General features: G+C 45.5%; 12 protein-coding genes and 2 tRNA genes. 6 read left to right on the top strand and 8 right to left on the bottom strand.

The annotated features are described in order from the left end of the window. Positions 1 to 206 precede the first annotated feature (206 nt). Both P5683_RS10870 and P5683_RS10865 read left to right on the top strand, forming a co-directional pair. Positions 207 to 926 (top strand): HAD family phosphatase, encoded by a 720-nt coding sequence (locus P5683_RS10870; protein ID WP_006624778.1) that lies wholly within the window; start codon positions 207 to 209, stop codon positions 924 to 926. Positions 927 to 966: 40 nt separating this feature from the next. Beyond that, positions 967 to 1,039, top strand: a tRNA-Ala gene (locus tag P5683_RS10865). Between the two features lie 973 nt (positions 1,040 to 2,012). On the opposite strand, the gene P5683_RS10860 is transcribed toward P5683_RS10865, so the two are convergent. Next, complete coding sequence (locus tag P5683_RS10860) at positions 2,013 to 2,888, bottom strand: IS630 family transposase (protein ID WP_315669441.1); 876 nt, start codon at positions 2,886 to 2,888, stop codon at positions 2,013 to 2,015. A 634-nt stretch (positions 2,889 to 3,522) separates the two neighbouring features. Further along, a tRNA-Val gene (locus P5683_RS10855) sits at positions 3,523 to 3,594 on the bottom strand. Between the two features lie 76 nt (positions 3,595 to 3,670). On the opposite strand from P5683_RS10855, the gene P5683_RS10850 reads away from it, so the two are divergent. Continuing rightward, positions 3,671 to 4,360 (top strand): metal-binding protein, encoded by a 690-nt coding sequence (locus P5683_RS10850; protein ID WP_035759390.1) that lies wholly within the window; start codon positions 3,671 to 3,673, stop codon positions 4,358 to 4,360. Positions 4,361 to 4,426: 66 nt separating this feature from the next. Next, a complete protein-coding gene (gene mazG, locus P5683_RS10845) occupies positions 4,427 to 5,260 on the top strand; it encodes a nucleoside triphosphate pyrophosphohydrolase (protein ID WP_006669989.1) in 834 nt (277 codons plus the stop codon). On the opposite strand, the gene rsmD is transcribed toward mazG, so the two are convergent. From rsmD to P5683_RS10825, 4 genes are all read right to left on the bottom strand, one after another. Then, complete coding sequence (gene rsmD / locus P5683_RS10840; protein WP_187758093.1) at positions 5,241 to 5,792, bottom strand: 16S rRNA (guanine(966)-N(2))-methyltransferase RsmD; 552 nt, start codon at positions 5,790 to 5,792, stop codon at positions 5,241 to 5,243. The two genes, mazG and rsmD, sit on opposite strands and share 20 nt — an antisense overlap. 9 nt (positions 5,793 to 5,801) lie before the next feature. Continuing rightward, positions 5,802 to 6,452 carry an imidazole glycerol phosphate synthase subunit HisH gene (gene hisH / locus P5683_RS10835; RefSeq protein ID WP_006624770.1) on the bottom strand — a complete coding sequence of 217 codons (651 nt, stop codon included), beginning with the start codon at positions 6,450 to 6,452 and terminating at the stop codon, positions 5,802 to 5,804. Positions 6,453 to 6,655: 203 nt separating this feature from the next. After that, positions 6,656 to 8,833 carry a tetratricopeptide repeat protein gene (locus P5683_RS10830; protein ID WP_315639843.1) on the bottom strand — a complete coding sequence of 726 codons (2,178 nt, stop codon included), beginning with the start codon at positions 8,831 to 8,833 and terminating at the stop codon, positions 6,656 to 6,658. A 96-nt stretch (positions 8,834 to 8,929) separates the two neighbouring features. Further along, complete coding sequence (locus tag P5683_RS10825; protein ID WP_315669440.1) at positions 8,930 to 11,116, bottom strand: tetratricopeptide repeat protein; 2,187 nt, start codon at positions 11,114 to 11,116, stop codon at positions 8,930 to 8,932. Positions 11,117 to 11,280: 164 nt separating this feature from the next. Between P5683_RS10825 and P5683_RS10820 the strand changes: the two genes are divergently transcribed. Next, positions 11,281 to 11,586, top strand: a complete 306-nt coding sequence (locus P5683_RS10820) for a hypothetical protein (RefSeq protein WP_006624767.1) — start codon at positions 11,281 to 11,283, stop codon at positions 11,584 to 11,586. A 79-nt stretch (positions 11,587 to 11,665) separates the two neighbouring features. Here the strand turns inward: P5683_RS10820 and P5683_RS10815 are convergent, their stop codons facing one another. Both P5683_RS10815 and murG read right to left on the bottom strand, forming a co-directional pair. Next, positions 11,666 to 12,322, bottom strand: coding sequence for a pentapeptide repeat-containing protein (locus P5683_RS10815; protein WP_006624766.1), 657 nt, complete (start codon positions 12,320 to 12,322; stop codon positions 11,666 to 11,668). 135 nt (positions 12,323 to 12,457) lie between these two features. Further along, positions 12,458 to 13,522, bottom strand: a complete 1,065-nt coding sequence (gene murG, locus P5683_RS10810; protein ID WP_006624765.1) for an undecaprenyldiphospho-muramoylpentapeptide beta-N-acetylglucosaminyltransferase — start codon at positions 13,520 to 13,522, stop codon at positions 12,458 to 12,460. Positions 13,523 to 13,658: 136 nt separating this feature from the next. Between murG and P5683_RS10805 the strand changes: the two genes are divergently transcribed. Next, entirely contained in the window at positions 13,659 to 14,468 is an 810-nt protein-coding gene (locus tag P5683_RS10805; protein ID WP_006669986.1) for a nuclear transport factor 2 family protein, read from the top strand. Positions 14,469 to 14,619 lie beyond the last annotated feature (151 nt).

Genomic DNA, 14,619 nt, shown 5'->3' with positions numbered 1-14,619 from the left:
TGTAGGGGCGGGTTCTGCTGTCAATCTCAATTCCCACAGATAACACTGGTAAATCCGCCCCAACCCACCCCATATCCATCAATAATTGGTTATCATGTAGGGGCGGGTTCTGCTGTCAATCTCAATTCCCACAGATAATTATTAATTAATAATTATTAATTAATAATTTCCATAGATAACATTTGTCCATTATCCATTAACTGGGTATGAGTTTAAAGGCTGTTATTTTTGATTTTAATGGTGTAATTATCAATGATGAATCGATTCATGAACAGTTAATCGAGGAATTATTGGTCGCTGAAAATCTGCGGGTGAAACCAGATAAAATTCGTGAAGTTTGCTTAGGAAGAAGCGATCGCGCCTGTTTACAGGATTTACTCTCATTATACGGCAGAGTCGTAACTTCTGAGGAGCTAGAAAACCTGATCGCGCGGAAAGCACAAGCCTATCAACAGCGGTTAAATGCTATGTCAGACCTACCTCTATATGATGGGTTGCGGGAACTAATTACACGCATTCAGACGGCGAATTTGAAAATCGCCCTAGTTACCGGCGCTATTAGAGAGGAAGTTGAGTTAGTTTTGACTCGCGCGGGGTTGATTGATTATTTTTCCATCATTGTCGCTGGGGATGATATTACCACCAGCAAGCCGGAACCTGATGGCTATTTATTGGCGCTACAAAGGCTAAATTCTGCTGATGAGACCTTGAATTTGCAGCCGGAAGAGTGTTTAGCTATTGAGGATACTTTTGCTGGTATTGAGGCGGCGAAACGCGCGGGTATTCCTGTCGTGGGGGTAGCCCATACTTATCCTTTCCATATGCTACAGCGTCGCGCTGATTGGTGTGTGGACTATCTCCAGGACTTGGAGTTAGAGAGGATTTTGGGAATCTCTGGAGAAGTTGCACTATCGGAACCCGATTGATGTTATAATGGGCGGTTGTGTCCTATCTCTCTCTATACTTGGGGAATTAGCTCAGTTGGTAGAGTGCTGCGATCGCACCGCAGAGGTCAGGGGTTCGACCCCCCTATTCTCCATATCGCTTAAAAGCCTATTCTGGCTACGATAACCGGGAAACACTCAACCCGATAGTCGTACCGTTACACTCAAAATGCACTCCATTCAGTCTTAGCACACGGGACAATTAGTGCATATCCCTTAGCAACAAATCTTAATTATTGACGGGTTAATCAATAAGCACAACTTAATCAATCTGTCAAATATCCATATCACCCCCATAACCGGACGCTGATAGGGTAGTTCCCTTGTGATACCCGTCAATGGCAAGCCTATCGGTTCGTACCTCACCCTTGACCGCTATCACATCGGTCACTTCCCCAATAGTGCTTATTCCGGTTATGGGGGGAGGGTATGTTTCAAAGCCAACACGATAGCCGTAGGTAGCCGTAGGGGGGAACCCGCTAAGTAATCAATGTACAAAGATATCAGACCGCCTTTCCGTGGACTAGACCTATAGGTAAACCTATGAGCGATCGCCTATCCGGTTATCTATGGGTCTGATTCATAATCCTCGGTGAGGGGAAACTATGGGCTATCATCTACCGACTCCAACCCGATACCCCTAAACAACTTTTCAACTGGTGACAATTACCGAGATGGGAATCGATACCCACATAATCCTCAGCAAGTCTCCAATCTTTGATGGTAATCATCCCGTGCGGAAACCGATACCAACATAATCAGTTCACCCCCAAAATCTTAGTCGTAGGTTGTAGGTAAAGCTATCTGTTAGGGGTAACTTAGTTCTGGGTATTATCTGGACATGATAGGGTGAGCATTCATATAAACCGTTCTCAGGCCTGTAGTTACAGGCGTGTAAAGGAAAAATACATAGACACCCCCTACAGTCAGAAACCATAGGGGGTCATTAAGTTATTGGGGTAGCTGTTAGGCGTTAGGGCTTACGCCAACCATCATCATCAATATCATCTCTGTTGATTGGGAGATGGGGTGATTGCTTTTTATCTTCTATAGCACTAGTCAATACGGTTAGGACGCAGCCTTGAGAACAGAATCCATGGCATCATGGAGAGAATCAAACTGCTCAATACAATGGCGAATGCGGGCTTTCAACCACGAACAACATTTCTCTATCTTGTTGAGGTCTGGCGAATAAGGCGGAAGATAGAGTAAACGGCATTGAGCCGCCTCCACCAGTTCAGCAATCCGCCCCCCTTTATGAAACGTTGCATTGTCCAGTACTAGAGTTTGACCTGGCTTCAATGTTGGAATTAAGATGAACTCCAACCACAACTCAAACACTGTCCGATTACAACAACCCTCAAAGCTAAAGGGAGCTAAGAGTTGTTGATCACACCATGCGGCTATATAGCTCACCCTGCCCTGCCTCTTCCCGGATTTGAGGGCACCGAAGCGTTGTCCTTCCTCGCAGTAACCATAAGGATAATCCGAGTCTTGACTATTCATGCCAGCTTCATCGAGGTAGACCACTTCTTGTCGCTCCATCTGTTCAATCTGAGCAATAAACTCCTCTCGCTGTTGCTGATCACCTTCTTGGTAGCCGTAAGTTTTTTTTCTGGTGAAGCCAATTTTCTTCAAGGCTCTGGATATGGTGCGAGGAGAGATGTCGTCATCCCAAAGTTCAGCCATCTGAGCGGAGGTTTTGTGGCCATGCTCTTGGGCAAAAGCCTTGAATTTTTGCCAGTCGGTAATTTTGTGGTTATTGCCAGGTCGGTGATGAGGTTTAGGGAGGAAGTCTCCGGTCTGTGCTTTTCTTTGCAGCCAGAGATTAATGGTGTTCCGGCTGACATGGAAAACTTGACTGGCTTCTGTTTTGGGCATACCGTCTAGTTCAATGGCATCAATAACTTTTTGTCTGAGGTCGTAACTATAGGGGGCTGGCATTTTTGGTCTTCTTAGTCATCTCGTCCTCTCCATTATACGTCCTAAGTGTTCTGTCTTGTGCTATATGTGGGTATCGATTCCCATCTCGGTAATTGTCACCAGTTGAAAAGTTGTTTAGGGGTATCGGGTTGGAGTCGGTAGATGATAGCCCATAGTTTCCCCTCACCGGAGATTATGAATCAGACCCATAGATAACCGGATAGGCGATCGCCACCATACTTTCATAATCTGATACTGAAAGGCGGTCTGATATCTTTGTACGTTGATTCCCTAGCGGGTTCCCCCCCACCTACGGCTATCGTGTTGGCTTTGAAACATACCCTCCCCCCATAACCGGGAAAAGCACTCTTGGGGAAGTGACCGACGTGATAGCAGTCAATGGTGACGAACGAACCGATAGGCTTGCCATTGACAGGTATCACAAGGGAACTACCCTATCAGCGTCGGGTTTAGGGAGTGATATGGGTATTTGACAGATTGATTAAGTTGTGCTTGTTGACTGAGTAATCATCCTATTGACAGAATTATTTTCCTGTGCTAGGACTAGATTGTGAGTAATATCTGAGTAATTAGGTGCGACTATCGGGTTAAGTGAATCCCGGTTATCGCTGCTAGGATAAGGATTTCCCGAAAATGGGCGATACTGGACTTGAACCAGTGACATCCTGCTTGTAAGGCAGGCGCTCTACCACTGAGCTAATCGCCCTTTTGCATTCGATGTTTTCTATTGTAGCAGCAATCGCTAAAATAGGGAAGCTATTTTTGAAAAAAATTTTTGCGCTATGCCTTCTGGCAAAACCCACGATCGCATAACACTCTGGAGCTTGCCACTGGTGGCGGCTTTGACGTTTGGACAAACTCGCAGCAGCCATCTAACTCTCCTAGTATCTGGCAGTTTTCTATTTAGTGGCCTGATGTTTGGGCCAGATTTAGATCTAAACTCACGACAGTTTCAACGTTGGGGGTGGTTCCGTTGGCTATGGGTTCCCTATCAAAACAGTTTACATCATCGCTCGTTTCTGTCCCACGGGCCTTTTATTGGGACGGCTTTACGGGTTCTGTACTTGTTCACCTGGCTAGGCGGTTTTGGTCTGATTATGACTATGGCGATCGAGTTTCTGTTTCCGGTAGAGTGGACGCTATCGAGTTTAGCAGGGGAACTATGGCAATTTCTGTTAAACCACTCTATGGAATGGATCGCTATCTTCTGCGGTTTAGAAGTCGGTGCTATGAGCCACTATCTATCTGATTGGGGGTCATCTATTTATAAACGTCTTCAAAGCCAAGGGGTATATGGACTGATACCACCATCGGCTCTAGTCAAAAAACCGAAAAATAGCACCTCGCGGCGGTCTCGTTCCAATTCGTCGTCAACTTCCCCTAAAAAAAAAGCAGTCGTCGTTCTAGCAATTCCTCGACTGTGGGAAACTCCCGCAAACAATAGCATATATCCTAACTGTTGGGAGCAATAATGGGCATATATACTGTAGCCTTTTATCAGTGAGTCAAATTTGTATAATCCGACCCTATTAATCAATATGTCTGAATCTAGTCATAATCAACGGGAAAACGACACCCTAAATGCCTTGCAAGAACTAATTGATGTGGTGGCTAAATTACGATCGCCTGATGGTGGGTGTCCTTGGGATTTGGCTCAAACTCCCCAAAGTTTAACCCCTTATATTCTGGAAGAAGCCTATGAGGTAGTTGATGCGATCGCTACGGGAGACCCAAAAGCGATCGCTGATGAATTAGGAGATTTATTATTGCAAGTAGTTCTCCAGGCTCAAATTGCCAGCGAATCTCAGCAATTTTCCCTGGCTGATGTGGCGGCTGGTATTACGGAAAAACTCATCCGCAGACATCCCCACGTTTTCGCAGATGTGAAGGTTGATAGCGTCGAAGAAGTACACGAAAACTGGGAAGCTATTAAGGATAAAGAAGCGGGAAATCATCAAGATTCCCAGTCTTTGAGTGCTAAATTAAACCGTTATTCCCGACAACTTCCGCCTCTCATAGCAGCTATGAAATTATCTAAAAAAACGGCTGCTGTTGGCTTTGAGTGGGATAATATTGAGGGGGTTTGGGATAAGTTTCATGAGGAATTGGCGGAATTTGAAGAAGCCTTACACCACCAAGATAAGGCAGAACAACAAGCGGAATTGGGAGATATTTTATTCGTGTTAGTCAATTTAGCTCGTTGGTATGATATCGACCCTCATGAAGCACTACGGGAGACTAATCATAAGTTTATTCGCCGATTTTCTATGGTAGAGGCAGCCTGCGATCGCCCTTTAGCAGACTACACCCTAGCGGAATTAGATGTCTTATGGGATAGGGCTAAAGCTATCATTAAGGAACAGGGGAATTAATCGGTTCATAAAAGGCGATCGCACATCCTCCGTAGACTTTTTGGCGGACGATCGCTAAACCGGAAACCTCTACCATTTCTCGTTTTGGGTCATGTTCAGCAATTAACTCTCCTCCGGCGGCGAGTAGGGAATATTTGGCGATCGCTTCTAGGACAGGTTCATATAAATTGGCTGTATATGGTGGGTCAAAATAAATGCGATCGAACTCCTCGGCGGCTAAGGATTTTAGCCGTTTAACTACATCTCCCCGTAGGACGCGAAACTGTTGTTCTGGTGTAGCCACTTGCTGCCAATTTTGCTTAATAATTTGACAAGCTGACCCCGACTGTTCGATCGCCACTGCCATCGCCGCCCCACGACATAGGGCCTCTGCCCCCATTGACCCACTACCAGCACAAAGATCCAGCCAACGACATCCAGTAATGTCCTGCCAAATATTAAACACGGCTTCCCTGACCCGTGAGGGAGTAGGTCGGGTATTTTGTCCGGGGAGGGTTTTTAGTTGGCGATTACCATAAATTCTCAAGGCCATCTGTGAACACTATCCCATCGAAGTAATTACCTTCTGAGAAGAGTTCACCAACTGCACAAAATTAGATAATAATTGCAGTCCGGCGACTGAGGATTTTTCGGGGTGGAATTGTACGGCCATCACATTTTGGTAAGCGATCGCAGCAGTGACGGTTTGGCTTCCGTGGGTGATAGTGGCGGCGGTAATTGTCGCATCAGCCGGATCGACATAATAGGAATGCACAAAATACACCCAGGGATTATCTCCTAAATTTTCCCAAAGACTGACTGATGGTTGAGTAAATGTTAGTTGATTCCAACCCATGTGAGGAATAGTCAGTCCGGGTTCGGATTTAAACCGTCGCACTTTACCTGGAAAAATTCCTAACCCGGGTTCGTCCCCTTCTTCCCCGGACTCGAACAAAATTTGCAACCCTAAACAAATCCCCAAAAATGGCACACCGTCCGCAATTACCTGTTTAATGGGTTCAATGAGATTACGCGATCGCAGATGTTGTACCGCCGGGTCAAAAGCCCCTACTCCTGGTAAAAGCACACCATCAGCCGCACTGATCACCTTTGGATCATCGGTAATTTCTGGGGTTCCTCCTGCATTTTCCAAGCCTTTACAGACGGAGTGCAGATTACCCATATCATAGTCAATTACTGCGATTCTCGCCATCTCTATCCCTCAAGCCACCATTTGATATTATCTCATATTTACGGACAGTTTGGGAACATTTTAGAGTTGATGATGATTTCAATCATTACAGCTTGTTCACCAGTCGCTTAATATATTGCCCTCACCCTAAATCTGGATCCCAAAGAGGGAGAGGGACTTTGAGATGTGATCAGATGATTTCTGAACAGGTTGTAATTGATGGCTCAGTTGGCGGTTGGCTGTTGACTTTTCAAATCCAAGATTAAGGCTTGATGATAGGCATCGGTGGCTTCTGCATCGCGGTTTAAACCCTCTAAAGCTAATCCCCTTTGATGCCACACTTCTCGGTCTTTGGGGTCGGCATTTAGGGCTTTATTTAGGGCTATTAATGCCTGTTCATAAAGGCCCAAATGATTTAAGGCTATCCCCGTGTCTAACCAGCCATTTAGTTGATTGGGGTCAATGGCGATCGCCTTTTGCGCCGCCTCTAATGCTTGTTGATATTCCCCTAAATTCCGCAAGGCTACACTTTTTTCTATCCAAGACCAATAGGCGTGGGGATTAATTGCTAAAGCGCGATCGCTTGCTTGTATAGCATCCCGATAACGACCCAAACCTCGCAACACCCAAGCGCGACTTTCCCAGGCTAAATGGGAGTTAGAATTGATTACTAAGGCGCGATCGCAACTCCCCAGGGCTTCCGGCATTCTGTCTAAAATACGCAACACCCGACAACGATAAAGGTGGGCATCAAAATAGTGAGGATTTTTGGCAAGGGCTTGATTATAGGCACTTAGAGCCTGTTCATAATCACCTTTATGGCGCGATATTTCTCCCTGATTAAACAATTCAGTAGGTGTGTAGTTAGATATAGCTGCTTTCTGCCATCTCTCCGTAGCCCGTTGATAATTGCGGGCGATCATGGTATTCTGAGGGTTGATACTGAGGGCGCGACTGTAGGATTGTAGCGCTTCCTGGTGGCGTGATAATCTCTCTAAAGCATAACCTCGATTATTCCATACCCACTCGGAATTATCATCAATTTCCATAGCGCGATCGCAGGCGTTTAAAGCATCCTGAAACTCCTGTAAGTTATTCAAAGACCAGCAGCGACCATTCCAACTATGGACATAATTAGGATGAATCGCAATAGACTTATTATAAGATTCTAAGGCTTCCCGATATCGCCCTAATTTATTTAAGATGTTGCCTCGTTGATGCCAACTCTGATATGACTGAGAGTTAATAGCGATCGCCGCCTCGCAACTTTTTAGGGCTTGATCATACTGTTCTAAATGATATAATGCTGAACAGCGACCCTCTAGGGCTTGCAGATAATTGGGGTTAATATCCAAAGCCAGATTATAGGCGGCTAAGGCTTGATCATATTGTTGTAAATCCAAAAAATTCTGACCTTGACGGCGTAATTTTACCGCCTCTGACCAGGGCGCACTAACTCTTAAACCATCTGATGGTCGGCTAAATTTTGCTTCTTGAGAATTGCTAAAATCTCGCGCCTCTTGCATAGCCATATTGCCCACTAGCACCATAAAAAATAGCGCCCCAATGGGTTTGAGTTGAGAGATAACTACGTCCCGGGAAGTGGTCGTCCTAGTCAAAGCGGATAAGGCTTGGGAGGCATTCTTAAACCGTCTTTTTGTGCTAGGTTCTACCAGCCTTTCTAACCATGCCAAAAAACGGCGATCGCCACCTTTTACCAGTTGTCTAAATTGGAAACAATAGTTATCATCAATAAGCTGACCAATATGGGCGGGATGAGTCCCTGTTAGCAGACAAATTAGGGTAGCCCCCAAACTGTAGAGGTCTGAAGATTCTGTTAACGGTCGGTTAAATAGTTCCTCCGGTGGCATAAACCCCGGTGTCCCAGCGGCGATACTACTGGTGGCGGTATCTTTTCCACCTACTTTAGCAAAGCCAAAATCGACTAGATAAGCATTCAGGCGATCGTCTACTAAAATATTAGCCGGCTTAATATCACGGTGAATAATCGGGGGATTATGCTGTTGTAAATATACCAGAATTCCTAATATAGAAATGGCAATTTGCCTAATCTGTTCTGGCGTGAAGCGTTGACCAGACTCTAGGGATGGTGCCTTTTTGTACTCCTGCACCAAACAGAAGCCAGCCGGAGTCTCAAAAGATGTCAGATAGCGTGGTATTCGGGGATGTCTAATCTGTTGTAACATCTCAATTTCCCGTTCATGGGCTTTTAGCCCCGCCCAACTCGCCCCTGTAAACGCAAAGCGAAATTCTTTGATTGTCACCTGTTGATTAGTTCTGGCATGGGTTGCCAGGTAGGTTATCCGCCCCCCTTCTGGGTTACATCCCAATTGCCTAATGGTGTGATAACCTTGATTTTGGAAGTCTGGAAGGTTGCTCATGGGTATGAATGGGTACAATACACCCCATTATATCACCGACTATCCCGATTATACCGGAAATTTACCAGAATGTCAAATATATTGTAATTTTTAGGTTTATTGATTGAGTAATTGCTGAAACTGGGAATATAAATTTTTCGCCAAGGCTTTAGGATTCCATAAAGGGGCTAAATTCTCAGATTTTTTCGATGCCATTAACTGTTGGCGAATTGATTGTCTAAGTTCAGGTTCAATACCCAAACGGATACCGCAATTTTGATACTCTTCCCAGGAGTCGGCTATTCCCATTTCCACACCCACACCCTTTAAGAAAGAATAACCCATGCGGGATAAAAATTGTGAGCCACGGCGAGTGACTAGGGGAGTATTAAACCAGAGGGCTTCCAAGCTATGAGTACCACCATTGTAGGGGTAGGAATCTAATAGCACATCTGCCAACATATAGATTTTGCGGTGTTCTTCTTCGGTAGCAAATCGACTTATTTGCTTAATGCGATGTTGACCGACACCGATCGCCTTACAAGCCGCCGCATAGGTCTCACGAATTATCTGGGTATCTCCTAATGCTTTGTGAACTAAAATACTGTCGGGAACTTGTTTAAGGATATTGACCTGGGCTTTCACCAAATCAGGGTTAAATTTACGTCCTGGTGCTACACACAAATAAACCACCTGGTCGCGACTAATACGGTAGGCTTGTCTGAGGGTATTTGGATCTGCTGATACTCTCTGAAAGCCAGAGACTGCCATAAATGTCTGAGGCATCCTAATTAACTTTTCGGTATAATAAGATTCTCGTCCGGGGGGATGGGTATAATGGTCGCCAATAAAATAGTTATCGGAGGCAATTTGAGGGCTATCAAAACCTAGCCAAGATATACAAAAGCGGGCAGGTTTTTGGGCTAAAACTTCGGTATTAATTTGCACACTGAGAGAGTCTAAGTCTAGGAGAATATCGATTTGGTCTTGGCGAATAGCGTTAACAATTTCTTGGGGGTTGGGGAGTCCCTGGGGGAAGTTTTGGGGGGCAAAAACTTTGTGGGCAACTTGTTCAAATACTGGAGTTTGCTTATCTCGGATAGGTCGATCGCTCCAATATAGATAAATTTCTGTATTGAGGGCTGCTAATTCTTTAATGACATCGGCACTACACCAGCCGACGGAATGACGACAAAAGTTTTTAGAAAGAATCCCAATTTTAACGGTTTTGGGGCTGGGGATATTGCCAAATCCTTTAGTAGTTTGAATACGGGGGGGGGTGGAAGTAGGAGATATCAGGCTAACATAGCGATCGCTAATTAATCGTTGTAGTTTATAATTCTTTTCCAAATCATCCCGCAGATAGGGCAGGGCGAATAATAGGTTAGCATAAAGGGATTTAATCTCTACTGGTTTGGTGTTAGCCAGTAAACCCGGCAGTTGTGATTCTAGCTGCAAAAATCTTGGTAAAGCCACGGCATTTAAACCGGAAACCTGATAGATACTAACGGCATAAATGGCGGTCATAATCGGGTCGATACTGCTACAATTTTTCAGGTAGCTATCTACGGCATTTCGGGCGGCGGCGAGGTCGGAGGAGTCCCGATATATGCCACAGATATTTTGGTGGGCGGCGATGAAATTGGGTTTTAATTCGATCGCCTTTTGTAAGAAGGGAATCGCCTCTTTATGCTGGCCCTGATGTCTATGAACTATACCGAGTTGACAGTAGGCTTCTGCCAAATTCGGGTCAGCAACAATAGCCTGTTTCCACAGGGCGATCGCCTCTTCTAGTTTCCCCTGATTGAAAAGTTGATTTCCCTGATTATAAAGATGAACTGAACCCCCAGTTAAGGAATGAATTTGATTAGCTTTTTGTTCAACAATTAAGGCTTCCGACTCTCGCCCCATTTGTCGCAAAGCACGGGCGAGGTTAACATAAACTGCGGTTAAATCTGGCTTGAGGGCGATCGCTTTTTGATAACTGTCGATCGCCGATTCCAATTTTCCTTGTTTATAGAACATACTACCCAAGTTAGCATGGGCTTGGGGTAAATTCGGGTCAAATTCTAAAGCCTTGGCATAGCATCGGATCGCCTCTTCAATTTGACCCCGACCCTGAGACACATTACCCATAGTCACATAAACCGGAGGCCAGTTAGGTTTCAATTCTAACGCCCTTTGACAGGCGGCGATCGCCTGATCATACTCTCCCTGAAGATAAGAAGTCTCAGCCTGGTGTAATAATACTTCAGGACTCTGGTTAGATGGGGAGTTAGAAACAGGAGGTAACTGGGAAGACATTTGTAGGATCTCGTTGGATGGTTAAAATTGCGTCAAAATGGGTTCAGTCAATTCTGAGATACCCTAATTTTTCTATCATAACCTGTTATGACCGACAACTGTACAGAGAGGATCTTGATCAGTGACTCATATTTATCCTTGATCCCGATAGAGGCTATCGACTCTTGTATACACAAAAAGAGCAAATTGAGACTACAATAGTATTATATGAACCTTTAACTGCGATCGACTCAGCCAGTCTGAAATACGAAGGAGGTGTTATTACGGATAAGCCAACAGTTAACAATGAATCTAACAATGAATCATTAATAGATAAAGCCAACGCTGAAGGCAATAATGCCGTTTGTCAAGCAGCATTAGTCAGCCTAGTATGGGGATTAGCCCGATTAAATCGAGATGGCAATTCCGAGAAATATGAGGAAAGCAAATCGAAAATGCACGTCAATATTGATCCTCTCAAAGAATCTTAAAGCTATCTCAAAATCAACGAAGGAGGGATCTAGCCAGGCTACACCCCTCCTTTTGACGTTCAGATAATTCAGCAGGTTCCTAACGTCTGGCATTCATTAAATTAGTATTGAATAAATTGGCATCATCCAAATTAGCGCCTGCTAAGTCTGATGCAGTCAAATCAGCCCCACTTAGATTAGTTCCTGTTAAATCAGTATCCCGCAAATTAACACCAATGATATCAAAGCCATATAGGCTGCCTTCTTGAAGACGCACCAAACCCAAACTAACTACAGACTGACGAACATTTTGAAGATTCGCCCCAGTTAAATCAGCACTTTCCAAATTCGCACCAACTAGATTTGCGCCTCTCAGGTTCGCCTCAGTCAGGTCAGCAATCACCATCCCCGCTAGGGTTAGATTAGCATTCCTCAAGTTAGTACGGGTTAAGTCAGCGCCGTGGAGTTTAGCTGCAATCAGGGTAGTATCTGCTAGGTTGGCATCAACCAGGATAGCCCGGTTGAAGTTAGCCTCGTTCAAATTAGCACCCGCGAGGTTAGCGCCAGTTAGATCAGCCCTTCTTAGGTTAGCACCATTAAGGTCTAATCCTTGTAACTGTGCCCCGGTCAGGTCACATCCCTCACAGCTTTTAGTCTCCAGCAACTGCTTCAGGTGGGCGGGGTTTTCTGCACGAACTGCAGTAGTGATACCAATGGTAATAATTAATGTTGCGGCCGCGTAAGTTAATAATTTCATCCCACACCCTCCTCGACTCTCGATACTATATACTATGACTCATTTTGAGCCAAAAAGAAATGAGTAAAATCTCACCGTAAGCTGATCGAGATCACAGTCAGGAGCTAAAATAGATGCTGCGATCGCATTTTATATCTACACGACAACAGCCCTAACCACCTCAGCTAGGCGGTTAGCGCTATCAACTACTGCCAAGGACCCAGCCGCCTCAGCCATCCGATTTAGTCCTGTAGAGTCACCCAATAGATACAAAACTTTACCTTGAAGTTGTTCTGGTGTCAAGTCCTGCTGTTGAATTAATACCGCCGCCCCTTGTTGGGCAAAAACCTTGGCGTTAAAAGTTTGGTGGTCTTCGGCGGCGTAGGGATAGGGAATCAGAATAGCGGGGGTTTTGGTAATCGCCAATTCGGTTAAAGTCCCCGCCCCGGCGCGACTAACTGCGAAATTAGCGCGTTTCAGCAGAGGAGCTATATGATCATAAAAAGGCATAGCAATATAGTGGGGATGCTGGAGGCTGTGTGCATCGGGGTCGAGATTTCCGGTGAGGTGAACTATCCAAATACCTGCTTCTAACCAAGCTGGTGCAGCAGCCCTGACTAAGCGATTGACAGCGACAGCGCCCTGAGAACCTCCTAAAACTACGACCAGTGGCGCATGGTCAGGAATAGGGAATTCCAAGGGTTCTGACTCGTTGGTAAAGTCGGCGCGTACAGGAGTACCCACGACGGTAGTTTGTGCCTTGGGAAGATATCTAGCAGCCACGGCGAAGCCGATCGCCACCTGGGTACAGCGAGGGGCTAACCAGCGGGTGACTTTACCGGGAAGGGCGTTAGACTCATGGAGAATTATGGGTAAACGGAGGGAACGAGCTGCTAAAATGGCGGGGGCGGCAATATAACCGCCTGTAGTGAATACGCCTTGAAAATTACCCTGTTTGAGGAGGTGGCGGGCTTTGAGGATGGCGGTAGCTAGACGAGTCCCGGTCATGAGAGTTCCTAAGCCGGGTTTTCCCTGAAACCCACCCACGGCGATAGTATGGATCGGATACTTTTGGGGAACTAACTGGGTTTCCAGGCGGTCTGGAACGCCTAGCCATTCGATGTGATAATCACTTAGACTGTCGGCAGTGGCGATCGCCGGAAATAGATGCCCTCCAGTACCACTGGCTGCAACTAATAATCGCGTGGGTGTCTCGGTCAAGGCTGCTTTTCCTTTCGATATTCAATAATTTCGCTACAATCAAAACACATCGAGCCATCATGAGGGGGCATTCCTAACGGAAATCCCTAACTCCTGATCACTTTACAACCAAGACGCACACCTGACAACTATACTTATGACCCGCTTTGTGATTTTTCCGCTGCGCTACCCGGCTTTTTCCCCAGTTTTATCAGCCATTCTGACAATTGCTCTCTGGTGCGGTTTAGGCTGGGGGAGCGATCGCGCTTGGGCTGAGGAACCAGCCACCGCCCCACCGGAACTGAAAATGCTGTTAGAAAATATTGAGACTGAAGCTAATCGCCAAAATCTGGAAGCGTTGATGAGGTTTTATGCTCCCGATTTTCAAAATACTGATGGTTTAAATCATGATACTTTAAAACGGGGGTTAAGGCATTTTTGGGAACAATACTACTCTCTTAATTATCGCACGACTTTGCAGGATTGGGAACGAGATGGAAATGCGATTATTGCGACAACGGTTACGGAAATTGAAGGGGTGAAACGCTTTCCCGATCGCGATGTAATTTTGCGATCGACGATTACTTCCCAACAGCGCATTGAGAATGATATGATTGTGGCTCAAGAAATTTTAGCCGAACGCAATCAGTTAACTTCTGGTGAGGCTCCCCCAACTGTTACATTGAATATTCCTCAACAGGTGACCACTGGTCGAGAATTCAGCCTTGATGCTATAGTCGAAGAACCCCTAGGTTCGGAATTGTTGATTGGAGGGGCGATCGTCCAACCTGTTAATACTAATGCTTACTTTGAGCCTACGCCTGTATCTATTCAGTTTTTAACTTCTGGTGGTATTTTCAAAATTGGTCAAGCGCCCACATCACCTGAGGATAGCTGGGTTTCTACTATTCTTATGCGTCGTGATGGTATTACTTCCATTACCCAGCGCATGAGAGTTGTCGATTAAATCGATATGATAGGGGCGACCAATTTTTCGCCCCTACTGGGTAAGTTAGATCCTGTAGGGGCGGGTTCTCCGAGTTCCTCACCTCCCCACAGGAAGACTGATCAACCCGCCCTCTCCAAACCGGGTATTTGCTCACCTCCCCACAGGAAGA

This window comes from Limnospira sp. PMC 1279.21 (assembly GCF_032349615.1).
GTDB lineage: Bacteria > Cyanobacteriota > Cyanobacteriia > Cyanobacteriales > Microcoleaceae > Limnospira > Limnospira fusiformis.
The sequence above is the reverse complement of the archived record's forward strand: the minus strand, read 5'-3'. Positions and strand labels throughout refer to the sequence as shown.